The organism is Limosilactobacillus sp. (assembly GCF_040772465.1).
Lineage (GTDB): Bacteria > Bacillota > Bacilli > Lactobacillales > Lactobacillaceae > Limosilactobacillus.
Window position 1 is genome coordinate 197,522 of record NZ_JAXGYB010000002.1, and the last position, 24,872, is coordinate 222,393.

General features: G+C 44.0%; 25 protein-coding genes and 1 tRNA gene. 3 read left to right on the forward strand and 23 right to left on the reverse strand.

Annotated elements, in window-relative coordinates; translation table 11 throughout:
- Positions 1–22: 22 nt before the first annotated feature.
- From AB3114_RS02905 to AB3114_RS02975, 15 genes are all read right to left on the reverse strand, one after another.
- Entirely contained in the window at positions 23–325 is a 303-nt protein-coding gene (locus AB3114_RS02905; protein ID WP_367341762.1) for a YlxQ-related RNA-binding protein, read from the reverse strand.
- Positions 315–614 (reverse strand): YlxR family protein, encoded by a 300-nt coding sequence (locus AB3114_RS02910; protein WP_367341763.1) that lies wholly within the window; start codon positions 612–614, stop codon positions 315–317. Before AB3114_RS02910 ends, AB3114_RS02905 begins: the two co-directional genes overlap by 11 nt.
- A 28-nt stretch (positions 615–642) precedes the next feature.
- Positions 643–1,821 (reverse strand): transcription termination factor NusA, encoded by a 1,179-nt coding sequence (gene nusA, locus AB3114_RS02915; RefSeq protein WP_367341764.1) that lies wholly within the window; start codon positions 1,819–1,821, stop codon positions 643–645.
- Between the two features lie 15 nt (positions 1,822–1,836).
- Entirely contained in the window at positions 1,837–2,319 is a 483-nt protein-coding gene (gene rimP, locus AB3114_RS02920; protein WP_367341765.1) for a ribosome maturation factor RimP, read from the reverse strand.
- A gap of 109 nt (positions 2,320–2,428) precedes the next feature.
- The gene (locus tag AB3114_RS02925) at positions 2,429–6,748 is read right to left on the reverse strand and encodes a PolC-type DNA polymerase III (RefSeq protein WP_367341766.1); all 4,320 of its coding nucleotides are present in this window, start codon (positions 6,746–6,748) and stop codon (positions 2,429–2,431) included.
- 72 nt (positions 6,749–6,820) lie between these two features.
- On the reverse strand, positions 6,821–8,578 hold the full coding sequence (locus tag AB3114_RS02930; protein WP_367341767.1) for a proline--tRNA ligase: 1,758 nt from the start codon (positions 8,576–8,578) through the stop codon (positions 6,821–6,823).
- Between the two features lie 15 nt (positions 8,579–8,593).
- Positions 8,594–9,871, reverse strand: a complete 1,278-nt coding sequence (rseP, locus tag AB3114_RS02935; RefSeq protein ID WP_367341768.1) for an RIP metalloprotease RseP — start codon at positions 9,869–9,871, stop codon at positions 8,594–8,596.
- A 21-nt stretch (positions 9,872–9,892) separates the two neighbouring features.
- Complete coding sequence (locus AB3114_RS02940) at positions 9,893–10,678, reverse strand: phosphatidate cytidylyltransferase (RefSeq protein ID WP_367341769.1); 786 nt, start codon at positions 10,676–10,678, stop codon at positions 9,893–9,895.
- Between the two features lie 15 nt (positions 10,679–10,693).
- Positions 10,694–11,446 carry an isoprenyl transferase gene (locus tag AB3114_RS02945; protein ID WP_367341770.1) on the reverse strand — a complete coding sequence of 251 codons (753 nt, stop codon included), beginning with the start codon at positions 11,444–11,446 and terminating at the stop codon, positions 10,694–10,696.
- Positions 11,447–11,622: 176 nt separating this feature from the next.
- Positions 11,623–12,186 (reverse strand): ribosome recycling factor, encoded by a 564-nt coding sequence (gene frr, locus AB3114_RS02950; RefSeq protein ID WP_367341771.1) that lies wholly within the window; start codon positions 12,184–12,186, stop codon positions 11,623–11,625.
- A gap of 3 nt (positions 12,187–12,189) precedes the next feature.
- Complete coding sequence (pyrH, locus tag AB3114_RS02955; RefSeq protein ID WP_367341772.1) at positions 12,190–12,912, reverse strand: UMP kinase; 723 nt, start codon at positions 12,910–12,912, stop codon at positions 12,190–12,192.
- A 78-nt stretch (positions 12,913–12,990) separates the two neighbouring features.
- Positions 12,991–13,866 (reverse strand): translation elongation factor Ts, encoded by an 876-nt coding sequence (tsf, locus tag AB3114_RS02960; RefSeq protein ID WP_367341773.1) that lies wholly within the window; start codon positions 13,864–13,866, stop codon positions 12,991–12,993.
- 97 nt (positions 13,867–13,963) lie between these two features.
- The gene (rpsB, locus tag AB3114_RS02965; RefSeq protein WP_367341774.1) at positions 13,964–14,770 is read right to left on the reverse strand and encodes a 30S ribosomal protein S2; all 807 of its coding nucleotides are present in this window, start codon (positions 14,768–14,770) and stop codon (positions 13,964–13,966) included.
- 151 nt (positions 14,771–14,921) lie between these two features.
- Complete coding sequence (locus AB3114_RS02970) at positions 14,922–15,227, reverse strand: GIY-YIG nuclease family protein (protein WP_367341775.1); 306 nt, start codon at positions 15,225–15,227, stop codon at positions 14,922–14,924.
- Positions 15,217–15,972 carry a tRNA1(Val) (adenine(37)-N6)-methyltransferase gene (locus tag AB3114_RS02975; protein ID WP_367341776.1) on the reverse strand — a complete coding sequence of 252 codons (756 nt, stop codon included), beginning with the start codon at positions 15,970–15,972 and terminating at the stop codon, positions 15,217–15,219. Before AB3114_RS02975 ends, AB3114_RS02970 begins: the two co-directional genes overlap by 11 nt.
- Positions 15,973–16,055: 83 nt before the next feature.
- On the opposite strand from AB3114_RS02975, the gene AB3114_RS02980 reads away from it, so the two are divergent.
- Positions 16,056–16,694, forward strand: a complete 639-nt coding sequence (locus AB3114_RS02980) for a lysophospholipid acyltransferase family protein (RefSeq protein WP_367341777.1) — start codon at positions 16,056–16,058, stop codon at positions 16,692–16,694.
- 34 nt (positions 16,695–16,728) lie between these two features.
- Here the strand turns inward: AB3114_RS02980 and AB3114_RS02985 are convergent, their stop codons facing one another.
- Both AB3114_RS02985 and AB3114_RS02990 read right to left on the reverse strand, forming a co-directional pair.
- On the reverse strand, positions 16,729–16,956 hold the full coding sequence (locus AB3114_RS02985; protein WP_367341907.1) for a YneF family protein: 228 nt from the start codon (positions 16,954–16,956) through the stop codon (positions 16,729–16,731).
- An 80-nt stretch (positions 16,957–17,036) separates the two neighbouring features.
- The gene (locus tag AB3114_RS02990; RefSeq protein ID WP_367341778.1) at positions 17,037–17,282 is read right to left on the reverse strand and encodes a DUF896 domain-containing protein; all 246 of its coding nucleotides are present in this window, start codon (positions 17,280–17,282) and stop codon (positions 17,037–17,039) included.
- 143 nt (positions 17,283–17,425) lie between these two features.
- Between AB3114_RS02990 and lexA the strand changes: the two genes are divergently transcribed.
- Both lexA and AB3114_RS03000 read left to right on the forward strand, forming a co-directional pair.
- Positions 17,426–18,052: a transcriptional repressor LexA gene (gene lexA / locus AB3114_RS02995; protein WP_367341779.1), complete on the forward strand. Its 627-nt coding sequence runs from the start codon at positions 17,426–17,428 to the stop codon at positions 18,050–18,052.
- Between the two features lie 56 nt (positions 18,053–18,108).
- Positions 18,109–18,196, forward strand: a tRNA-Ser gene (locus AB3114_RS03000).
- Between the two features lie 856 nt (positions 18,197–19,052).
- Here AB3114_RS03000 and AB3114_RS03005 read toward each other — a convergent pair.
- The 6 genes from AB3114_RS03005 to AB3114_RS03030 form a co-directional block, all read right to left on the reverse strand.
- Entirely contained in the window at positions 19,053–19,337 is a 285-nt protein-coding gene (locus AB3114_RS03005; protein ID WP_367341780.1) for a head-tail connector protein, read from the reverse strand.
- 53 nt (positions 19,338–19,390) lie between these two features.
- Positions 19,391–19,810 carry an ArpU family phage packaging/lysis transcriptional regulator gene (locus AB3114_RS03010; protein ID WP_367341781.1) on the reverse strand — a complete coding sequence of 140 codons (420 nt, stop codon included), beginning with the start codon at positions 19,808–19,810 and terminating at the stop codon, positions 19,391–19,393.
- Between the two features lie 63 nt (positions 19,811–19,873).
- A complete protein-coding gene (locus AB3114_RS03015) occupies positions 19,874–21,424 on the reverse strand; it encodes a phage major capsid protein (RefSeq protein WP_367341782.1) in 1,551 nt (516 codons plus the stop codon).
- Positions 21,402–22,523 carry a phage portal protein gene (locus AB3114_RS03020; RefSeq protein ID WP_367341783.1) on the reverse strand — a complete coding sequence of 374 codons (1,122 nt, stop codon included), beginning with the start codon at positions 22,521–22,523 and terminating at the stop codon, positions 21,402–21,404. Before AB3114_RS03020 ends, AB3114_RS03015 begins: the two co-directional genes overlap by 23 nt.
- 18 nt (positions 22,524–22,541) lie before the next feature.
- Positions 22,542–24,263, reverse strand: a complete 1,722-nt coding sequence (locus tag AB3114_RS03025; protein ID WP_367341784.1) for a terminase large subunit — start codon at positions 24,261–24,263, stop codon at positions 22,542–22,544.
- Positions 24,260–24,712, reverse strand: a complete 453-nt coding sequence (locus AB3114_RS03030; protein WP_367341785.1) for a phage terminase small subunit P27 family — start codon at positions 24,710–24,712, stop codon at positions 24,260–24,262. The genes AB3114_RS03025 and AB3114_RS03030 overlap by 4 nt, the downstream gene beginning before the upstream one ends.
- Positions 24,713–24,872: the final 160 nt, after the last annotated feature.

Sequence of the window (24,872 nt, forward strand, 5' to 3'; positions counted from 1 at the left end):
TTTACTTTTTAAGTTAATGGTTTCATATTCTCATTATCTTTTTCATCTTATTGGCAAAACCTGCCTGATTAACGCTGATAATCTTTCGTGTCATTCCAATTGCGTCGCTTAATTCTGACGCAGTGAATTGCCTTACTAGCGCGACATGGTAATAATTACACTTATCTGTTAATTCTTTAGCCGTTGCTGCACCAGCATCACTCGCTAAAAAGACCAGCTGGGACTTTCCCTTTCGAATTGCTTTTAAAACCGTTCCTTCGCCCGTCTCAATTTGACGAGCGCGCCTAGCCAATCCTAATAACGAGAGGACCTGGTTATTTGTCATGATGGAACAACTTTTGACGTGCTTGTTCATGATCAGCGTATTCAATCAACTGATCATAAAACTCATCGTCAAGTTTAACACCAAAGGTCTTGTCAAACGTCCGGTCGGCCTTGGCCTTTTTGGCAACCTCTACGTCGACCGCAACGTAAGCCCCACGACCCGGTTTCTTACCTGTCGGATCAAGGCTAACTTCGTTTTGCTTATTACGCACAACGCGGATTAGCTCACGTTTAGGTTTCATTGTGCCCGTAACGACATCTTTACGCATCGGTATTTTTTTCTTTTTCATTATTTCACCCCGCTGCTTTTAACTAATTTTACTCCACGTCTCCATTATCGTCCGTTGAGTCATCATTGTCACCCTCAACGTCACTTTCAGGCTGATTTTCCATTTCACTGGCTGGCTTGATGTCGATCTTGTAGCCAGTAAGACGAGCAGCCAAACGTGCATTTTGACCGGCTTTCCCAATGGCTAATGACAACTGGTCATCAGGGACAACGACGGTGCATGCTGGGTGAACCACCGGTGCATTCTCGTCGTCACTGTCAGCCTGAGCTGCTGCTTGGTCTGCGGTTGCTTTATCAAAAATAACGTCAAGAACATCAGCAGGATTCAAAGCATTAGCAATGTAGTTGGCTGGGTTTTCGTCATATTCGACAATATCGATGTTTTCCCCACCCAGCTGGTTAACAATGGCTTGCACCCGTGAACCGCGTGGGCCAACACAAGTGCCGACCGGATCAACGTTCGGGTCCGTCGAATAAACGGAAACCTTAGCACGATCACCAGGTTCTCGGACGATCTTCTTCAGTTCCACTGGACCGTCAGCAAATTCTGGCACTTCTTTTTCGAACAGCCGCCGCAGCAGATCTGGTGCAGTCCGCGAAACAAAGACTTGTGGTCCCCGGGTCTTCTCTTTTTCAACACGGGTGATGTAAACCTGGAGGTGATCATGAACGCGGTAATGCTCATTTGGCATCCGGTCGTGCTTATTCATCGCTGCTTCGGTGCCATCTTCCAGTTCAACGTAAACGTAACGGTTGTCTTCCCGTGAAACTACCCCGTCAACAATGTCATCACGAAGCTTGTCGTAGCGATCAAAAACTACTTGACGTTCTTCTTCACGCAGTTTTTGCATCACGACATTCTTGGCAGTTTGGGCAGCAATCCGGCCAAAGTTGGCAGGAGTAACTTCCTTATCAACTTCGTCGCCGAGTTCGTAACCGTGACTGATCTCATAGGCATCTTTTAAGCTAATCTGTTCCATCGGGTTGGTTACTTCATCGACAACAGTTTTCTTTGAGTAAACGTGAAAGGCACCGGTGTCTTTGTCAATCGTAACCTTAACGTTGGTTTCTTTGTCGTAGTTGCTCTTGTAAGCTGTTTCCAAAGCCTGAGTTAAGGCATCGATGATCACATCTTTTTTGATACCCTTCTCTTTTTCCAGAACATCCATTGCCTGAAGCAATTCCTTATTCTGTTTTTTCGTGCTCATAGTAAAACTCCTTTTTTAAAACTTAATTGCTAAGCGTGCCTGGGCAACTTGCTTTCGTGGAATGACCACGGTCTTATGACGGGTCTTATCCAGGTAGTCAAGGGTTAATTCATCATCCGTGAGGTCCTTTAAGGTCCCTTCAAAGATCTTTTGGCCTTTCATCCCCTTCATTGGTGCATAAAGAGAAACATGGATATATTGCCCAAGTGCTCGCTGCCAATCTTTTGGCTTCTTCAACGGACGCTCTGCTCCCGGTGAAGAAATTTCAAGAAAGTAAGCCTGCGGAATCGGGTCAGGATCTTGTTGATCAAGTTTTTCGCTGAGGGCGTCGCTAACTGACGTGCAATCTTCCAGGGTAATCCCCCCATCCTTGTCAATGTAGACACGCAGGTACCAATTGCCGCCTTCGCGAACAAATTCAACGTCATAGAGTTCAAACCCCCGTTCATCCAGAATTGGTTGAACTAAGTCTGTGACTGTTTGGACAACGTTTGCCAAATGATCACCTCCAAATACATGATTGCAATAAAAAGAGCGAGCATTGCTGCTCACTCAAAAACGAGTATTAACAACTAATAGTATATCATCGTTACTAGTCTTAAGCAAACTAGAACAGTGATAACTGGTTTTCGTCAGGTAAACCGTCTAGGACGTGTTGATCGGTCATGAAATCAATCAACGTTTGTGAAACGTGTCCCCGGTTAGCGAGGTCCTCTTTGGATAAGAATTCTTGTTCTTCACGGGCGGCGACGATTTGTTTAGCAACGTTTTCACCCAAGCCAGGAATAGCAGCAAACGGGGCAATCAATGAATCACCATCGATCAGCCAATTCATGGCGTCAGAATGCTGCAAATCGACCATCTTGAAGCGGAAACCACGTTCAAGCATTTCGTTTGCCAATTCCAAAATTGTTCTTAAGTTCTTATCCTTGGCGGTTGCTTCCCGGTTCTTTTCCTTTTCGTTGATCTCATCAATCCGCGCCTTGACACTGTTCTTCCCTTGACTCATGGCAACAACGTCGAAGTCGTCAGCACGAACAGAGAAGAAGGCACAGTAATAAACCAGCGGGAAGTAGACTTTAAAGTAGGCGATCCGCAAAGCCATCAAGACATAAGCAGCAGCGTGCGCCCGCGGGAACATGTACTTGATCTTTTCACAAGAATCGATGTACCACTGGGGAACCTTATTTTCCTTCAATTCGTCATTATATTGTTCAGGAATGCCCCGACCGTGACGAACAGCTTCCATAATTTGGAAGGCACTTTCGGACTTCAGGCCATAGTGAATCAAGTCGGTCATGATGTTATCACGACACCCAATCACTTCAGAAATATCAGCGATATGGTTCTTAATCAGTTCTTCAGCATTGCCGTTCCACACGTCAGTCCCGTGGGACAAACCAGAAATCTGCAGCAGCTGCGAATAGTTCTTCGGGTGCGTCTCTTCCAGCATGCCCCGCACAAAGCGCGTCCCGAATTCCGGCAGTCCCAAAGTCCCGGTCTTAGAATTGATCTGTTCTGGCGTAACGCCCAGTGCTTCTGGACTGGAGAAGAGACTCATTACACCCGGATCATCCATCGGAATTGTCTTAGGGTTAATTCCCGACAAATCTTGCAGGGCCCGAATCATCGTCGGGTCATCATGACCCAGAATGTCCATCTTCAACAAGTTGTCGTGAATCGAGTGGAAGTCGAAGTGGGTCGTTTCCCAATCAGCGTTTTGGTCGTCTGCTGGATACTGAACTGGAGTGAAATCGTAAATTTCCTTATCATCTGGCACGATGATAATTCCAGCCGGGTGTTGGCCAGTCGTTCGTTTAACACCCGTGGCTCCCTTTGATAAACGATCCTCTTCGGCTTTTCGGAATTCGTGATTGGTCTCACGTTCGTAAGCCTTGACGTAACCGTACGCCGTCTTATCTGCCACCGTCCCAATTGTACCGGCCCGGTAAACGTTCTTTTCACCGAACAGCACCTTCATGTAGTTGTGGGCAATCGGCTGGTAGTCCCCTGAGAAGTTTAAATCGATATCGGGAACCTTATTTCCATTAAAGCCCAGGAAGGTCTGGAATGGAATATCGTGACCATCTTTGATCATCAGGGTGCCACATTTAGGACATTTCTTGTCCGGCAAGTCATAGCCGGAGCTGTAAGAACCATCCGTAAAGAATTCGGAATGCTTGCATTTCGGGCAACGGTAGTGTGGCGGCAATGGGTTGACTTCGGTAATTCCCGAAAGAGTTGCGACCACTGAACTGCCGACAGAACCCCGTGAACCAACCAGGTAGCCATCCTTGTTGGATTTAGCCACCAGACGTTGGGCAATCAAATAGTGAACTGCGAAGCCATTCTTGATAATACTGGTCAGTTCCAGCTTGACCCGCTTGGCAACGATGTCCGGCAGCGGATCGCCGTACCAATCCTTAGCCGTTTTCATCGTCCGCTCTTCGATTTCTTCGTCGGCACCCTTCATGTGCGGCGCGTACAGTTTGTCAGCAACTGGTGCAATTTCGTCGATCGAATCTGCCAGGGCCTGGGTATTTGTCACCACGATCTTTTTAGCCGTGTCTTCACCAAGAAAAGCAAAATCCTTCAACATTTCATCAGTTGTTCGAAAGTGAACATCCGGCCGTTTGGTATGGTTCAACGGGTTAGCCCCACCCTGTGAAGAGATCAGAACTTTACGGTAATCAGCATTTTCGGGGTTGAGATAGTGGACGTCACCAGTAGCGACGACGGGCTTACCGAGATCATCACCCAACTTCACCATGTTCTTGATAATTTCTTCCAAGCGGGCCTGCGAAGAAATCAAGCCTTGTTCTAGTAAAGGAGCATAGTTTGCTTTTGGCTGCACCTCAATGTAGTCATAGAATTTGGCTTTTTCCTTGGCCGTCGCATAACCCTTCTGCATCATTGCGGTAAAGACTTCGCCGCGGGCACATGCGGTCCCCACCAAAAGTCCTTTCCGGAACTTCATCAGCAGTGAACGGGGAACCCGCGGAACACGTTGAAAGTATTTGACGTTTGATAAGGAAATCAATTTATAGAGGTTCTTCAGACCAGCCTGAGTTTTGGTCATTAAGATCGTGTGGAATGGCCGTCCATGACGCCAAGCCCCGTTGTCAGCCATGTGGTCGTTGAGTTGGTCGACTGTCCTTACACCAAGACGTTTCTCCGCATCCTTTAAGAAATGGTGCAGCAAATGTCCGGTTGCTTCGGCGTCATAATTAGCCCGGTGGTGGTGTTCCAGGCTGACTCCGAAGGCCTTACTCAATGAATCTAGCTTATAATTGCGCCGGTTGGGGTACAGAACACGGGCCAGCGGCAATGTATCGATGACCGGTGCCGAAATTTCAGGCATATGGTGACGGCGATAGCCAGTGTTCATGAAGCCCATGTCGAAGGAAACGTTATGACCAGAGATAAGGCAACCCTTACAGAAGTCACGGAACATCTTAAAGACTTCTTCTTCAGATTTGGAGCCACGGACCATGTCGTCAGTGATGCTGGTCAGGTTGATCGTCGTCTCCGAGAGTGGGAATCCTGGATCGATGAATTCATCAAAACGATCCAGCACTTCACCCTGCTTCATCTTCGTCGCTGAAAGTTCGATCACCTTATCATAGATGGCAGACAAACCGGTGGTTTCAACGTCGAAGATCACGTAGGTGGCATCGATCAAATTATCATGATTGGGATTGTAGACGATTGGCACACCGTCATCGACCATGTTGACCTCTACACCGTAGAGCATCTTAATCCCGAACTTTTTTGCTGCTTTGTAGGCTTCGGGAAATCCTTGAACGTCAGCATGGTCCGTAATGGCAATTGCTGGCATCCCCCACTTGTGGGCCTGACCGGCTAATTCAGTAATCGAATTAGTGGCGTCCATTTGACTCATCTTGGTGTGGGCGTGCAATTCAACCCGTTTTTCACCGTCAGGAGCAGTATCTTGCCGTGCCTGGTGACTCACTTGGTTAATATCGTAAGCCATCATCGTCAGGTCGTGCATATAGGTATCTTCTTGAATGGGGCCGCGGACTTTCACCCAGTCACCCTCGTTGATCGCTGCAAACAGTGCTTTTTCTTGATCATTCTTGGAAAATTTCTTGATGGCAAAAGACGAGGTATAGTCAGTCACTTCAAGGACCAAGATCTGCCGGCCACTACGAATATCAGTTACTTCTTTGCTAAAGACATAACCTTCCAAAACGACGTTGTTTTCTTCATCGGTGATTTCCTCCATCCGTCGTACTTCGAGCTTCGGATTAATCTTTTTACCGATGATGATTGGTCCAGTTGGAACTTCAGCTTGGTGTTTGCGCTTCTTTGGTTGCGACTGCAACTGTTCCATCGCCTGTTTCACTAATTCTTGGTCCCGGGCCGCTTGTTTAGCGTGCATCTTGCGTTGCTTTTCCTTAGCAGCTTTTTCGTCAACTTTGACCTTCAGAGAGAAGGATGGAAAGCCACAATCAACGTAGCTTTGAACCAGTTTCTTCCGCAAATCATCATCAAAATATTCACCGCTCTTTGAAGTGTTAACGATGAGTGTGACCTGGTGGCCATCAACGTGCGGCATCGCTTCTGCGGCTGCTTCCATTCCCAGCGGTGAATTGCCAATCGCTGTAGCAGCTACTTGATTCCAGTAAGCAGTAACAGATTCATCAGTTAGCTCGTCACTAGGTGTGGCAATTTTGACGGTGACACTGGCGATGGGGTCAAACGCCGTCTTCATGGCTTCCTGTAAATCAGAATAGAGCTGATACGGCAAAACCTGCTTAAAAGTTAAGTGAAATTCCCACCGACGTGATTTCTTGTGAACCACCACTCGCCTGACTTGGCCACTTTTTAAAATGGGTTGATCAGCATCGGTTAATTTAATCTGTTCAAGTAATTTTTCAAATAATTCGTGATGATTTAAAGTCACAGTGGATACTCCTTCATAGCTAGAAAAGGCGGCTCTCGCGAACATAAGCGCGATGAACCACCTGATCTTACATTATTCGTTGCTGGATTGCTTACTTTGCTCATCATTAGCAGCTTGCTTCAGCAAAATACCAACGGTGTTGACAATTTCCTCTTTTTTCACTTCGATCGTTTCACCAGTTCGGCGAAGTTTCAGTTCCACAATACCATCTGAAGCCTTCTTACCGACGGTGACACGAAGAGGAATTCCGATCAAGTCGGAATCGGCAAATTTGACCCCTGCTCGTTCTTTACGGTCATCGATCAGAACATCATAGCCGGCCTTCTCTAATTCTTCAGTAATACTCGTTGCCAAAGACATTTGCTCATCTTTCTTCACATTAACAGGGATAACGTGGATGTCGAATGGGGCAATTGAAGTTGGCCAGACCAAACCATTTTCGTCGGCATTTTGTTCAACCACTGCAGAAAGCAGACGGGAAACACCAATTCCGTAACAACCCATGACAACATCGGTAGCACGTCCCTGATCATTCAAAACTTGGGCACCAAGAATTTGTGAGTACAGGGTACCCAGCTTAAAGATATGACCAATTTCAATCCCGTTAGTGAATTTGATTGGCATTCCATCAGGGGCAATTTCCCCTTCCTGAACATTCCGGAAGTCACCAAACTTATCAACACGGAAATCCCGATCGATGTTGGCGTTAACATAGTGATAACCATCTTCGTTAGCACCCATCGCCATGTTAACTAATACTTTAACGTAATTATCGGCTAAAATAGTGACGTTTTCACCAACGCCAACCGGTCCTAATGAACCAGCATGAGCACCATTCAGTAATTTTGCAATTTCGTCATCGCTAGCCAGACGAAGATCATCAGCATCGACTTCGTTAGCAACCTTGGTTTCGTTAACTTCATCGTTGCCACGCATCAAAACCATCACTGGTTCTGGCTTATCTTCACCATCTTTAGATGCCATATAAAGCATACTCTTGACGATTTGGCTGGCATCAAGGCCAAGGCTTTCAGCTGCTTCATCAACACTGTGGGCACCAGGAGTAGCTTTCTTAGTCAACTCTTGTTCTTCTGCAACCTGTTGCTTACCAGTGAACTTACTAGTGGCCTTTTCAAGGTTAGCTGCGTAACCACCATCGGTATAAACAATCGTATCTTCACCAATTGGGGCTGGCGCGGAAAATTCCTGACTTCCCGTTCCACCGATCGTCCCGGAATCGGCGTAGATTACTTTGTAATTAAGGCCCATCTTATCAAAGATAGCCCGATAAGCTTTAGCTTGTGCATCGTATTCCTTGTCCAAGCCCGCACGGTCAATGGTAAAGGAATAGCCATCGTACATGATAAATTCCTTTGTCCGCAGTAAGCCATAACGCGGACGATCTTCATCACGGAACTTATCCTGAATTTGGTACAACAAGAGTGGCAGTTTCTTATAAGACTTAACCGTGTCGCGAATAATCTGCGTATAGGTTTCTTCATGTGTTGGTCCCAGCAACATATCGCGCTTGCGTCGGTCCTTTAAGCGGAAAAGGTTATCGCCGTATGTATAGAAACGACGGGTCTTTTTCCACGGATCTGCAGGCAGCAAACCGGGCATCGTGGTTTCCACACCACCAGCTTTATTCACCTCTTGGCGAATCAAGTTTTCGATTTTGTCGATAACCCGTTGTGCTAAGGGTAAGTAAGCCCACAAGCCAGCGGAAACCTGGTAAATGTACCCAGCACGCACCATCATTTTATGACTTAACGCTTCAGCATCGCTCGGTGCTTTCCGCAAAGTCGGTATCAACATTCTTGACTGTTTCATCGAATTACTTCTCCTTTAGTGTATGAAATACTTTTGAATATCATTCCAGGTAACAACAATCATCAAAACCATCAGTAAGGCAAAACCGATAAAATTGACAATTGCTTCCGTCTGTTCTGGAATCGGTCGTCTGATAATAGCTTCGATAATGTTCAGCAACAGCTTACCACCATCTAAAGCCGGGATAGGCAGCAAGTTAACAATGCCTAAGTTAATAGAAAGCATCGCCAAAAAAGACAAGACACCATTGATTCCTAACTTAGTGGCTTGCGAAGTGCCAGCATACATTGCCACGGGTCCCCCAAAATCATTTACGTTGAAACCGTGTGTAAGCATATGCCCTAACACTTGAAAAATCAAGGCACCCGATTGGGTGAATTCACGCCAACCAAATGACAAGCGCGCGGCAGGAGACGATGTTGTCTGCTCAACAATTCCCAGACGACCAACCCGCTGACGTCCGCTGCGAACGCTTTGGGGAGTGACGTTAATGTGGTGTCGTACTCCCTTATGCAAATAAGTTAACGTTACTTTTTTGCCAGGGTGAGTGCTGATCTGGCTTGAAAGTGCCTGCCAATCTGCGGTCTTTTGTCCATTCACAGCCGTAATTTGGTCGCCTTTCACTAGCCCGGCCCGATCAGCAACCCCATGGTCGGTAACCTGACCAATGCAGTTACTGCCTGTCGGAACTGCGCTGAGCGTGAAACCTAAGACGACGAAAACAACCAGTGATAAGACAAAGTTATTAAACGGCCCCGCAAAGTTGGTCAGCATCCTGTTGCCCAAACTAGCCGAACGGAACTGGACATCACGAGGTGCAATGCGAACACGCGTACCATCATCTTCAACTAAAGTGGCATCGTGATTTACAGAATACTGTTTGATTTCTGATTCATCGCCATTGACATAGCCTTTAATCCATAGACCATCAACGAGATCATGACCCGTTATTTGCAAGGGAATTCCCTGAAACAGTGTTGTCTGTGAACTAGCGTTGATAGTAACTACTTGACCATCATCGTTGAGCTGCAGTGTGACCGGTGTGCCAGGGCGTAAAGTTTCTTCATCTTCATCATCTGCACCAGCCAGACGAACGTAACCCCCCAGCGGCAAAATTCGAATCGTAAAGGTCGTCCCGTTTTTGCCGCGATGCCACCATACTTTGGGACCCATTCCGATAGAAAATTCACGAACAAGAATCCCAGCTCGCTGAGCGAAAAAGTAGTGTCCATACTCATGGACAAGTACAATCACCCCAAAAACAATGATAAAGGTAATGATCGTAACTAACAAAAAATCGCCTCTTCCAGTGAGTTAGATAATTCCAATTAATTGCATCAATGGCATCACAATCAACATACTGTCGAATCGATCAAGAATGCCACCATGGCCAGGCAAAATCTTTCCCGAATCCTTGACGCCATAGTGACGCTTCAGGGAAGATTCAATCAAGTCACCGAATTGGCCACAAATGGACAGAATTAGCGTCCATAATACCATTACCGGCAAACTGTAACCAACAGGGAAAAAGTGCAGATAGATAGCACAGATAATCACTGCAGACAAAGTTCCACAAATGGAGCCTTCCCACGTTTTATTAGGACTCACACGTGGTGCCAACTTATGTTTGCCGAATTGACGCCCAAAAATGTATGCGCCACTGTCAGTAATCCAAACAACCAACATACCATAAAGCAGTGTCTGAAAATTAACAGCTCGTGCAGCAATAAAGGCATTGAAGCCAAAACCAACATAGAGCATACCAAGTGTCAAGACACCTACGTCATCAAAACTAAACTTGTTAATGTCAAACACAGTGTACAGCAGCAACAAGATAACAAGCACGTAAAATGCTTCCATGCGGCTCACGGAATGTGGTAAAAATCCTAACCAATTCTGAGGCAAAATCATTAAGATGACTCCCAAGAAACTGATCAGCGCTGGGAAAGATGTCACAAACATCTTTTTCATCGTTGTGATTTCGCCAACAGCTACCACTCCAAGGACCAAAGCAGCAACGGTCAATGGCCAACTGCCAATGATAATCAGCGGAATAAAAATGGCCAAGGCCACCACCGCTGTTATAACACGCGTTCTCACTCTTAAATCCACTCCCTATTTATTAATTAATCCGCCAAAACGTCGATGTCTTTGCTGGAATTGAATAATTGCCTTCTCAAGCGACTGACCATCAAAATCCGGCCATAATTCATCAGTAAAGACAAATTCAGAATATGCTATCTGCCAAAGTAAGAAATTGGATAAGCGCATTTCACCACTAGTACGGATTAATAAATCAGGGTCTGCTAATCTACCCAGTGGCGCAGTCATTAAGTGCTGGCTAATTACCGTACCGCTAACATCCTGAGAGGACAATTTGCCAGATTCAACTTCACTAGCAATCGCTTTGACAGCACGTACAATTTCATCACGGCCACCATAATTAAGCGCAAAGTTGAGAATCATTCCATCACAATCAGCCGTATCATTAATGGCATCTTTAACGGCCTTCTGCGTCCCTTCTGGCAACTGCGAAGTATCCCCCATTACCATTACTTTAACGTTGTGTTTTACGAGATCGGGTACAAAAGTTTTGAAAAACCGAATTGGCAACTGCATTAAATAAGAAACTTCCTTTTGTGGACGTTTCCAATTTTCAGTAGAAAAGGCGTATAAAGTTAAGACTTTGACGCCCAGATCACTGGCCGCAATTGCAACCTTTTTGACGGTATTCATCCCTTCTTTGTGACCAGCTACCCGCGGCAAATGTCGTTTCTTTGCCCAGCGACCATTACCGTCCATAATAATTGCAATATGGTTTGGTATCCGGGATGGATCTAAACTGACTCTATTTTGATCTTTTTCCAACGTAATTTCCTCCAGACGGACTTCATGATGATCAAATTTCAGTCAGAAGTCGTTTAATTAAAAATTACATACATTTAATATTCTAACAAATTATTGTCTCATTCTCCACACGCGGCAATAAAAAACGGACGCATGTCAATTGCACACGTCCGTTGATGAAATTGGCCACTTAAAGGCTAATTGTTCATTAAATCCTTTTCCTTCTCTGCCGCAATATCGTCCAGATTCTTAATTCCGGCATCAGTTTCTTTTTGAACCTGATCTTCTAAATCATGGAATTCGTCATCGTTAAAGTCGCCGTCTTTGTGACCAGACTTAAGCTTATCCATGGCTTCACGCCGCACATTGCGGACAGCCACTTTAGCTTCTTCAGCTTCGTGCTTGACGTCCTTAACCAGTTCTTTGCGCCGGTCTTCCGTCAATTGAGGAATAACGATGCGAATAGCATCACCATTTTCCTGAGGAGTCAAACCTAAATTAGCAGCGTAAATTGCCTTTTCAATATCCTTGAGAGTGCCCTTGTCATAAGGTGTCACAAGCAATTGACGTGCTTCAGGAATGGTAATGGAAGCCATTTGGTTAAGCGGTGTTGGTGTCCCGTAGTAGTCAACCTTAACGGGATTTAAAAGACTAGCGTTTGCGCGTCCAGCCTGAATATCAGCTAAACGACGGCGTAATGCATCGCCTGACTTACTCATCTTGTCCTTAGCTTCGCTTAAAATTTGTTTACCATTGGCCATCTATTAATCACCTTCGATTGTAGTACCGATTTCTTCGCCCTTAACTGCCTTTAAAATGTTGCCAGGATGGTTGAAGTTAAACACAACCAAAGGAATGTGGTTATCCATTGACAGTGAACTAGCAGTTGAGTCCATCACGTGAAGATGCTTTTCCAGGATATCCATGTGAGTCAAGTGGGTGTACTTCTTAGCTGAAGCATCCTTGCGCGGATCAGCTGAATATACTCCATCAACACCATTCTTGGCCATCAGGATAGCATCGGCATTGATTTCAGCAGCACGTAATGCAGCTGTTGTGTCGGTGGAGAAGTATGGACTACCAGTGCCACCAGCAAAAATTACAATGCGTTTTTTCTCCAAGTGACGAATTGCCCGGCGACGGATATAAGGTTCAGCAATCTGACGCATCTCAATTGAAGTTTGAACACGGGTAGGAACTTTGATAGCTTCCAGGGCGTCTTGCAGGGACAAAGCATTCATAATAGTCCCTAACATACCAATGTAATCAGCCTGGGCACGTTCCATCCCCAATTGCTGGCCAGTAACACCACGCCACATGTTGCCACCACCGACAACAATACCAATTTGGACACCTAAATCGTAAACTTGCTTCAATTCTTTAGCAACAACTTTGATTTCTGGTGGATTAATTCCAAACTTTTGGTCACCAGCAAGAGCCTCACCACTGAGCTTTAAAATAACCCGATTGTATTTAATATCTGACATCTTGTCCTCCTGTTTAGTAGTTAATTGATGCTTTTTTGGAAAAGGACGTACCCAAAAAGTACGTCCTCTCTTAAATAACTACTTCAGTTGGTCCTGTACTTCTTGGGCAATGTCGGATTGCTTCTTTTCAATCCCTTCCCCAACTTCGTAACGAACAAAGCTCTTCAGCTTGCCGCCCTTTGAGGCAACGTATTCTGCCACGGTTTGGTCAGGGTTCTTAACAAACTTCTGATCAGCCAAGCAAATTTCGGACAAGAATTTGTTTAAACGACCTTCAACAATCTTGTCAACGATCTTAGCAGGTTTGCCTTCATTCAAAGTTTCTTGTTTGAAGACTTCCTTTTCGTGGTCCAGGCGTTCTTGAGAAACGTCCTCCTTAACCATGAATTCAGGGTTGATAGCGGCAACGTGCATTGCCACATCCTTAGCAGTAGCTTCGTCAGCACCCTTCAGTACGACAAGAGCGGCAATCCGGCCACCTTGGTGAAGGTATGGGCCGAAGACGTCACCATCGTCTTTGTTAACGATTTGGAAACGACGCAGGCTAACCTTTTCGCCAGTTTGTTGAGTAGTGGTAGCCATTGCTTGCTTAACAGTAGTACCATCGTCAAACTTCAGTGCTTCGACAGCCTTAACATCTGCTGGTTGTTCCTTAACCAGTAATTGGGCCAGCTTCTTCAGCAAGTCCTTGAACGGATCACTGGCTGCCACGAAGTCGGTTTCTGAATTAAGTTCCAGAATAGCGGCCGTGTTGCCACTAACTTCGATATCAGTTAAACCTTCAGCTGCCACCTTGTCGCTCTTCTTGGCAGCCTTGGCCATACCCTTTTCACGCAGGTAGTCCATTGCCTTGTCCATGTCACCATCACTAGCAACTAAGGCTTTTTTAGCTGCCATGATACCAACACCGGACTTGTTACGTAATTCCATTACTTGTTTTGCACTGATTGCCATGGTTAAGTAGCTCCTTTGAGTAAAAAATTTTTAAAAAAAGCTGTTTTGCACTCAGGCCAAAATGGTCATCCTGCAAAACAGCCCAAGCGTTAACTATTTATTCTGCGTCCTTGCCTTCGACGTTCTTCTTCAGATTTTTAAGGTCGTCTGAAGAAACAGTCTTGTCAGCGTCATCGTCAGCAGCGGCTTCTTCTTCAGCAGCTGCGGCCTGTTGGTCGTCCTGACCCTGCTTGCCTTCGATGATAGCGTCAGCCATCTTAGAAGTAATCAGACGAACGGCACGGATAGCATCATCGTTTGATGGGATGATAACATCAATGTCGTCTGGGTCAGTGTTGGTGTCGACCATGGCAACGATCGGAATGTTAAGCTTCTTAGCTTCGTTGACAGCGATCGTTTCCTTGTGTGGGTCAACGATGTAAATAACGTCAGGAATGTGTGGCATGTCTTCGATGCCGCCCAGGAAGTGTTCAAGCTTTTCACGTTGCTTAGTTAAAACAGAAACTTCCTTCTTTGGCAGACGGTCAAAAGTACCGTCAGTTGACATCTTCTTCAATTCCTTGAGGCGGGCAATCCGTGATTGGATCGTCTTCCAGTTGGTCAGCGTACCACCAAGCCAACGGTGGTTAACGTAGTAAACGCCCGCACGGGTAGCTTCTTCTTCAATTGAATCCTGAGCTTGCTTCTTAGTACCAACGAAGAGAACAACGCCACCCTTTGAAGCAACATCCTTCATGTAATTGTAAGCAGAATTGATCATCTTAACTGTCTTTTGCAGGTCAATGATGTAAATCCCGTTACGTTCGGTGAAGATGTAAGGCTTCATCTTTGGGTTCCAACGACGGGTCTGGTGACCAAAGTGGACACCGGCTTCAAGTAATTGCTTCATAGTAACAACAGCCATAAAAAATGCCTCCAAATAGTTTTTTCCTCCCCGACGTTCAATTGCAATAGGTACCATATGGCACTGCCTATCTCATCGCGTCAGGTGTGTTTTGTGCATTAAGCACCAGCTAATAGTATACAAAAATGTTGACGTAGCCGCAAGCCCTGTTTTATTTCTTTTTTTGAAGACGTTGACGAAATATATTAAGGTCAACTCCTCGTTGTCGTAAGAAATCGATCTTCTTTGACCTACTTTGGTGCTTAAAATGATATTCGGCACTCAACGCATCATGTTTATTTGAAAATTGTTGATAGTATGCCAGCTGCAAGGGATGCCGCGCTTTAACTTTGGTATACTTAGCCCCCTTATATGATTGATGTGTAGCAAAGCGACGCTTCACATTATCGGTAAAACCACCATAGAGAGAATCATCAGCGCAGTATAAGACATAAAAATAATAATTTTTATTTGCCATTCAGCATTGCCTTCACTTCGTCAGTGTAGTCGCCATCGCTAGTGCCAACGATCAATGGCTCAAGGACTTTCAACCCCGCTGGCTTACCATCTTTTTTGCTGTCAATCAACACCATATTCGCTTCTTGACCAGGTTTAGGGTAAATAAAACGGATCCTCTTTGGCACCAAACGATGCTTAATCAGTTTAGCTAAAATTTCCGTCAAACGATCAGGTCGGTGAACTAAGTAGCCATGGCCATTCATCTTTAGTAAACCACTCATCCGGTCTAAGACAGTCTCCAAGTTTGTCTTAATCTCATGACGGGCAATTGCCAGATACTGGTTAGGATTCTTCACACTAGTTGAACGATTGGCAAAATATGGCGGGTTACAAACAACCACGTCAATACTATCCTTAGGAAGGGAAGAATAAACGTTAGCCAAATCATCATTGATAACCCGGTAACGATCACTTAAACCGTTCAATTCAACGCTTCGCTTAGCCATGTCTGCTAAACGGGGTTGAATTTCTACTTCCGTGAATTTGCCACCCAGTTTATTATGCAAAAACAAGCCAATTGCTCCGTTCCCGGCACAAAGATCTACCGTTTGCAACTTATGACGATGGTTGGGACGCACAAAATCAGCCAACAAGACAGCATCCAAAGAAAAGGCAAAAACCTCATTGCTTTGAATAATCTGAATCCCCTGGCTAGCTAATTGATCGATGCGTTCATCGGCTCGTAATTCGACTTTTTCGACCATCTATAACCTCACCCTTGCAACTTGCTGTAAAATTCGTCATACTATCATCGTAAATCTAACGATTGAATTAAAGGATGACTTCAATGCTTTATAATTTTCTGGTTCATATTGTGAACCCCTTCTTGAACTTAATCAACGGGAAAGCCGAAATCAAAGGCTTAGATCAACTTCCCAAGGGGAATTATATTTTAGTAGCCCCACACAGGACCTGGATGGATCCAGTACTGCTTGCACTAGCGGTCTATCCCAAACAATTCAGTTTCATGGCTAAAGAAGAGTTATTTAAGAATAAATTGATTGGCTGGTTCTTAAAAAGACTTCATGCTTTTCCGGTTAATCGCAAGCATCCGGGGCCGTCAGCAATCAGTAAGCCAGTCCGCATCTTGAAAAAAAGCCCGTACTCAACAATTATTTTTCCAAGTGGTTCACGCTATTCTTCTCAATTAAAAGGTGGCGCCCTCTTGATCGCCAAAATGGCTGGTGTGCCAATTGTGCCTGCTGTTTACCAGGGACCATTATCATTTGGCCAAATGTGGTCACGTAAGAAACGACGAATTGCTTTTGGCAAGCCGTTTGTAGTAGAACGTCGCCAACGTTTGACGGAAGACGCTCAACGTGAGTATGAGCAAAAAATGCAAAATGCTTTCAATGACCTGGACAAGGATTTGGATCCGTCCTTCAAATACGTAATGCCACCCAAGCCAAAAGATGATGACTTTTAAAAAAAATCCTGCCAATTGCCGGCAGGATTTTTGTTTACTTAGCCCTTTTGGCTTGAGTACGCATCGTTTGCATCATTTGGTGCAGCTTACGTTCAGATGGCTTCTGTCCCATCTGCATCATCATCGTCCGCATCATTTCTTCAGTAATCGGTGGATTCTCGCGAATGTAGCGCTGCATGTAATAGCGTGCACCAAAGTAGCCGATAACAATGCCGACTAACAATGCAATGATGATTAAAAAAATAGCTAAACCGGACACGATTCAGTTCCTCCTTGATAAACATTTACCTTACTTATGTTACACATGTAAGTGGATTTGTGCAAAGAATTTCGTAATTAATCCTAGCGCAGTCCTTTTTTGCGTTGAACGTCTTGCAGCTTTTTAGGGGTAACTTCCTTCCCCTTATCATTGTAAATACGCATGTGTTCGAGATTACTGCGGAAAGCTGCCTTGAAATTTTTGAGATATTCATCGCGCAATTTTTTGCGTTCAGCTTTTTCTGCATCGGTTAAGCCCTCAGTTTTGTTCTTTTTTGCCAGTTCATTAATTCGCTTCAGCAGTTGATCCTGCTCATTTTCTGCTGCCATCTATCTCACCCCGTTTTTAAAGCCAGTTTACAAAAGCCCCAGTCATATTTCAAGCCTTTGAATTATTCGAACGTATGTTTGCAAATTGTACCATTTTATGTTATATTAATGCTATCAAGAAAGGCTTTAATGAGGTGTATCCAATGCCAAAATCAGCTTATAACAAACAGATGGCCGTGCTAAGCTTTATCAATCAACAGGTTAGTGAGCACGGTTTTCCACCGACAGTTCGCGAAATTTGCAGTGCTGTTGGTTTGTCTTCCACCAGCACCGTGCATGGTCACATTAACCACCTAATTGAAAAAGGCTTCCTCCAAAAGGACCCAGCTAAGCCTCGTGCATTAGAGATCACTCCGCAGGGTCTAGAAGTACTCGGCATCCATCCAAAAAACGATAAGATGCCCTTACTGGGTGAAGTTGCGGCCGGTGAGCCTATTTTAGCGGATCAAAATGCTACTGATTATTTCCCAATTCCGCCAACCTTGAATAACCATGATGATTTATTCATGTTGCAAATACATGGTAACTCCATGATCAACATGGGCATTCTTAACGGCGATAAAGTGATTGTCCAACGTCAAAATACAGCAGAAAACGGGGAAGTTGTCATCGCCATGACTGACGATAACGAAGCGACGTGCAAACGTTTCTACAAAGAAAAGGATCATTACCGCTTACAACCAGAAAATGACCACATGGATCCAATCATTTTAAACAAAGTTACCATCCTTGGTAAAGTGGTCGGTTTATTACGTGACGATATTGAGTAGTTATTACCCTTTACCTTCTCTCCCAATCTTGATATAATTATTGATGTTGATTTTATGGAGAGTTGGCAGAACGGTAATGCATCGGACTCGAAATCCGACGAACCGGTTAGTACCGGCGAGCAGGTTCGACCCCTGTACTCTCCTCTTATGGAAATTATCTAATTTCATGAAGCCTTACAATCGTTGATATATCAGCGTTTGTAGGGCTTTTATTTCTACTTGCTTCTCACTGATTGCAAAATAAACTTCTCAAAAGTTTCTCAAAAATCTTCTCATTGGCACGTTGACCACCTTAACGGGTGGTTTTTATTTTTAGGCATCGAACCAGTGCCCTGAATCAGGGCAGCGTATGAATCGCCCGAATCCTTGCGGCTCAGGGGTGAACGATTCGTTCACCGTCTTATCTTCGTTATCAACGTGCTTAATCAAGGCATCTTTTGTGTTGCTTTACCGTTTTGGCATTGCCTATCTCGACCATATTTACCCAAAAGGGGTTACCGAAATGGAAACCCCCTACGATAAACCTCATCTACATTATGGTTCATTGTCAATAATTACTGTCATGCCACGGCTTGAGCCTGAACTACCGTTTTGGTAGTTTAGACCTATCTTCTTTGCTGCGAACTAAGTTCAACTTAGGGCATCAGGGCGAAACAAATATAGTATCGTTTGAAGCCATTTCAGACATTGCTTAGTGATTAACTACTCACTGGAATGTTTAAACTTTTGTCTGAGACGCAACCTAAGCATCCATATAAGAAAAGAGCCGCCTTAATGTTGACAGCTCTTTAATGTTGCGTACAACTCTGCCGGTTTTACCCGGTGAGCAAAACTCTACAACACAGCTATTTTATTAGTTTTAGAGGAAACAAGAATCTAAAACATTAATAAAGAAGTCAAACGATACTTAAAAGTAATCCTGCCGCCAAGTTAAGTAGTGTTCGAACTTATAGGCGTTGTTAGCGCCTACTTATATTATAAATTGATCATATGTTCTTTGCTAGTTCTCGCTCCTTAATTGTTGAATTAAACTTACAACTTGGTACGGTGTTTGCTTCATGTCTGTGTTCCGATTGCTATACCAGAATTGAACTAGCAGCAACACAGCTAAGCGAAACCTATTCAGCTTCATAAAATCCTCAATCGTCTTTTTACTGTCTACGGCCTTAGCAACGTAATCTTTTGCCGTGTTAATGTAAGATTGAATCATTTCATCGTCTGCTGTGGTATCAATCCGTAAAGCCGTTTTTACACTATCTACGTCCACAGTGGGTAAGTCTGTCATGGTATTATCTCCCTTCATATAAAAAGTGGTCCACCACCGTAGTGACAGACCCTCTATTTATAGATAACCAATTGTCGATTAGTCTTTAAGTAATAATTGATTGCGAATTTAACTAGGGCTTTACGCTGTAAGTCTTTATAACGGCTGTATGAGTACCCTAGACGAATCGCAATCATTTTAGTTTGTCGGTGTTGTAGGAATCTCATAATCATAATGTCACGGCTTTTAGTATCTAGACTATAAATAGTGTCCAAAACTGCCCGCAATTCTTTGAGTATGTCCATACCATGAACCATTTGACTTTCAACACCATTAAGGTTTGAACCACTGGGTTGACTGTCAAACCGCACAGATTGAACATCAAAACCTGTGAACTCCATAATATTTTCAACATCACGATAAAAGAAGTTCCTCACATTTTGAGCGGTTGCTTTTTGATCTATATCATCTTGTTTAACAAAATCAAAAAGCAATCTTATCACCTCTTATATTTTTAGAAACAGGTCCTTCAAAAGGATCTGTTTTATTGGCTTTTATTACTTGTTTGCGGTTTTAGCACCAGATAATGAAATGTTAATCGCCGCATCTGCTGAGATTGGTTCATAGTCGTCTCGCACGATCACAGAGAGCCCCTGGGCAAACTGATCGAACCGGTCCCATTGTGCCGTTACTTGATTGCGCCGGAATACGGCAACAGCTTCCGCCAAGTCACCAAGAATCATTGGGAAACTGCCGTCACTATTGTTAGGCAGTACCGTGTTGCTAATCATAACAACTGGTGCACCAAACAACGAAAAGCCACTAGCTGCCGTTGGGTCTGGTTGCAACAGATAACGGCCTTCATTGTCCTTTAAAGTGTCCAGGTAGTTGAAACCAGATTGGTTGACCAACCACATCTTATTCAATGCTGGGTCTAATTCAACGTTGAAAAGTTCCTTTAAATCATCAGTGTTAGCAGCGGTTTTCTTCTGGAAAGTATTACCAGTCAAAACTTTAATAATGTTTTGATTGTCGGTGTTATCAACCAATTTTTGAAGCTGACCCTTAACTTCGGAAACAATGTCTACGGCTGAATCATTGAGCGTCTCGTTTGAGAGGGAAATTTTGCCCGCACGGGTCTTTACTTCAAACTTAACATCTTCAAACATGTTAGCATCAACATCTTCAATGTCTGCTAATTCTTCCTTGGTAGCAAGAACAGCGGTGTTGTTACGCTTAGCAATTGGATAATGACCAGAACCAGCAGAAACACTCTTAACAGTAGCGTATTGAGCCAGATTATACTTACTATCCTTTAATTCAAGAACCGGAGTTACGACCTCTTCAGGAATTACCGCTTCAGCGCCGCTAGTAGTCAGGCCGTCCCGCACCTCACCGCGTGAACGAATAAAGTCCTCAAAACTACGCGTTTCGTTTGCACCTTGATTATCTGATTGATTAATAATTGTCTTCTTCATATTGCGTTTTTCCTCACTTTCGATAAATTGGTTATAACTGCGAGTACTGGTTTCGCCTACGCTAACATTAGAACTGTCGTACGCCGGAACAGTAACATCTGAAATTTCAAATAACGATTTAATCTGATTAATGGTTCGGGTTGTTTGACCGCTATCATCTTGTGACCAGCTATCGGAACCATCGTCAACATCAAAGCGAAAACTCATTGAGTTAATGTTGCCATTCTTAACATTGTTGAAAGTATCGTTAGCATAGCTAACACTAGGATCCAACTGAGCTACAAAATGAAGCCCTTTATCGTCTACATCAAGTTTCAACGTACCAGCTTCCACGCTTGCTAGTGGCTTGCTGTAATCGTGTTGATCCAGCATAACCACCTTCGACAAGTCCACGTTATCCAGGGCATGAGGGTCGATTACTTCAACAAAACCACCTAAGTCTTTTGAAGGTTGGTTAAACATCAAAGCGTAGCCCTCAACCTGGTTAGGCTGTTTCTGCTGTTGCTTATCTTGTGGTTGTGATTGCTGATTGTCTTTTGGCTGCTGTTGATTATCGGGCTTGTTCTCCGGGGTAGTTCCCGTAGGAGTACTAGCTCGCAATTCAGCGTTAGTTGTCAATCGTTTTTCCATTATTTTCCTCGCTTTCTATGAAACTATCGCCACCAGTTACCGGGTCAAGGTTTAGGATTGCCCGGGCTTCGTTCTTGGTGTATAAACCGTTGGTGTATCCGTCCACGGCAAGTTGTTGCTGTGCTTGAGGGTCAAGACTTAACAGCTTACTATTATCGTAGGCAAACGAAGCATTCAACTTATAATTTAATTCATTAATAAACGCTTCTTCATAGTGTGCTAACCCGCCTTGTAAATACTGTAAATTCGATTGTTCCTGATTGCTATGAGCATTCTCAACACCTAACATTTCCGGGGGAATTGAGAAGGCTTCCGCAATTTGTCGGGTGGTCCAATCGTTAGAATTAACCAGTTTCAGCACATCAGTGTTCAAAGGTAGACTTTTAATGTCCATTGAATCATCAGTAACAATCGTATTTAGCGCTCTATCACCGGTCGTAGCTTCATCAAACTTTTGTCGAATATTTTCCCGGGCTTCCGGTGATAAGTCAGCTTGTTTTGCCGTAAGTAGCACGGTCCCATGCACCCCGTTGTTGAAGAACGCATTCATCAAGTCATTACCGGCTTTTTGGATATTAATTTGATCTCGTAAAGCGTACAAAGGCGGCACACCTTTTAGACCATCAATAGTTAAATACTTAAAATGAAGAATGTTTGACGGGTCGATCACCTGGTTAGATCCTTCCAGAGGGTGGAAAATGTAGGTTAACTCGCCAGTTTGCGTATCTTGTTGTAATTCCATTTGATTGTTAGGAATAAACTTCAAACTGTGAGTTGATAGGTCAATCCGGGCATATGAATTGCCGTTTAGCAATAACTCTGTTGCTAGGGCGTACTTAAACGAATAACCGTTCATGTTATCGTTGGGCTTGTCATTGATCATCTTGGTGTAAAGCTGTGAATCGCTCTTGATCGGGTTACTTGCCAGATCACCAGCGATTTTAGAGACGGCCGCATAGACATCGGTATTTCGCAACACAGAACCGCCCACATAACTATTCCCTGGATCACTGCTAGAAATAGATACAATGGCATCAAGCACCGGGTCTTGCGTACTACTGGGCGTATTACTGCTAAACAGATTTTTAAATAGTCCCATCGTTTCACCTCACTTTCATTAGAAACTAAATTGATCACTCAGGTAGTAATCGTTAGCTTTTTGACTTTGTTCTTGGTTTCTGTAATAGTCCTCACCAATCACCCACGCATCAATTAAAGCAGCTATACAATCAATTTTGTTAGCGCCTTTTTCTTTGTCCAAGAGTGGCTGACCATTGAAGTTATAACGAATAATGGCATTTTCTACATTGAAGGCTAACATCTGGTTGTCAGTGTGTAAGATATTGCCTTTAATCAATTCATCTTTGAAGGTCCTGAGCGGTATGCTAAGGTTTCGCCTGGACTGAACCAACGACACGGCCACGGTATTATAACCGGCTTTCTCAATTGCGCCTTCCAGCACACGAATGTTGTACGGGTCATATACTAGTGCTTTAAGGTTCAATTCATTTTTCTGGACGAACTCAACAATCCAATTAAACAAGGATTCATAGTCAATCGTGCCTGCTTTGAGGGTTGAAATACTACACTCGCCACGTTTTGCCGCTGCTTCATAATCAAAACCATCAGTTTTAGACTTGGCTTCAATGCCACCGTACCAGCCAACAAATGCTTTTGTGTCGGCGAAGAACTTACCGTCACCTGTTGGGACTAGCCAACTCACACCGGTTAAGTCACCGCGCCGAGATAAGTCCAAACCAACGTAAACATCTTTCCCGTGAATGTTAGGAGTTTTGTTAATCAAGCCTTTTTGCCAATCTTGGGCACTAATATATGAAGCAGAACTCTGTTGAACAAACATATTCATATTCTTAACCAACACATTATTTAGATTGTGCTGCTTCATAGCCACGTCTAAATCACTATGAATACTTTCTCGCATGGTCTTAGCAATTTTAGGGTTGCTCATTAACGGGTTGGCCTTGATCCACTTAGTTTCGTCCAGAACTTCTTTTCTATTGTCCAAACAATACATGATAGCGAAATACCGGTCATTCTTAATTTTCCCGTTGAGAATGTCAGAACAATAGTCCCATTCTTCTTTGAACGGGCTGTGAAGGTTAAAGCCAGCGGTTGAAATGATTGCTAGAATACCATTATCTTGTTGAATCATACCGGACTTTAAGGCGTTAAGAATGGTCTTATCACGCGATTGATGATATTCATCAACAATTCCTAGTGTTGGGTTATATCCATCGGTTGAGTGGTTGTCTGTCGATAGTGGAACCGCAAACGAACCACTCTTTAAGTCGGTAACCCGTTGCTTATTAATCTTCACCCGACCGCGCATATAAGCAGATTTTCGTTGAACGCTGGCTAACTGGTCACATAGCATATCAAAGGCCAAGTGGGCTTGTTGGGAGCTGTTAGCAGTAAAAAGTATCTGCCGGTTTCTTTCCGGTTGCTTTTCTAGTAGCAATGACACCACACCAATAGCCGCTAGCAGAAATGACTTACCGTTCTTACGTGCTTCACTGATCAAGATACGATTGAAGCGCAATGAATTATCATCAACCTGCCGCCACCCGTAAATGTTAGACAGAATAAACACTTCAAAGGGTTCAAGCGTTAAGGGCTTGCCATTAGTTTGAGGTAAAGCACTAATGAACTTGATCACCTTGTGGGCGTATGCGGTTGAATAATAATATGGGAAATCCTTCGTATCTTGCTTGCCTAGATCATCTAAGAACCGTTGACAAGCCTTAATAACCAACTTCCCGGCTACTTGCTTACCACTTATTACGTCCTTAGCGTATTGAACTGCTACATCTTTACTCAAGATAGCATCGCTTCAAACTCATCGTCTGGGGTATCGCTTGCCACTGCCTTATGAATTTCTAGGGCTGCCCGCGATCGTGGGGTCATGCCAATCTGAGCGTCAATCGACTTGAGACTTTTAATAGCTTTGTCGCTTGCCATAAAGTACGGTGATTGTTTGTCACCAACTACCACACCTTCTTTATCCATACCCTTAGCGCATTTAATGATGGTTGAGTACAGCGCACAGTGAGTAGCAATCAAAGAAGTATCAAGGCTGCTTACCGGGGTACTCTGTTTGAGCAGCGGTACAATTCGGTTCCATTCCTTTTTGGCGGTATTGTCTAGCCACTCTGGGGCTTCCACGGGTAGGGGTGGATAAGATTGCAATGCTTTCTCAGCGGCTTCTCTTTGCTTCCGTTCTTGCGTAGTAATATGGCCTGTCCGTCTGGTCGTCATTGGCCTTGCCATTAAATCACCTCATTTCATTTTTGACATACTTATAAGACATTAATACATCTTTATTATAACAATAAAGCATATCAAAGGGCAGATAATGCACTTGATCGGATTAATTTATTTAAAAAAAATGTTGATGTTGTCACTTCTTGCTTGTAAAATAAAAGTACAG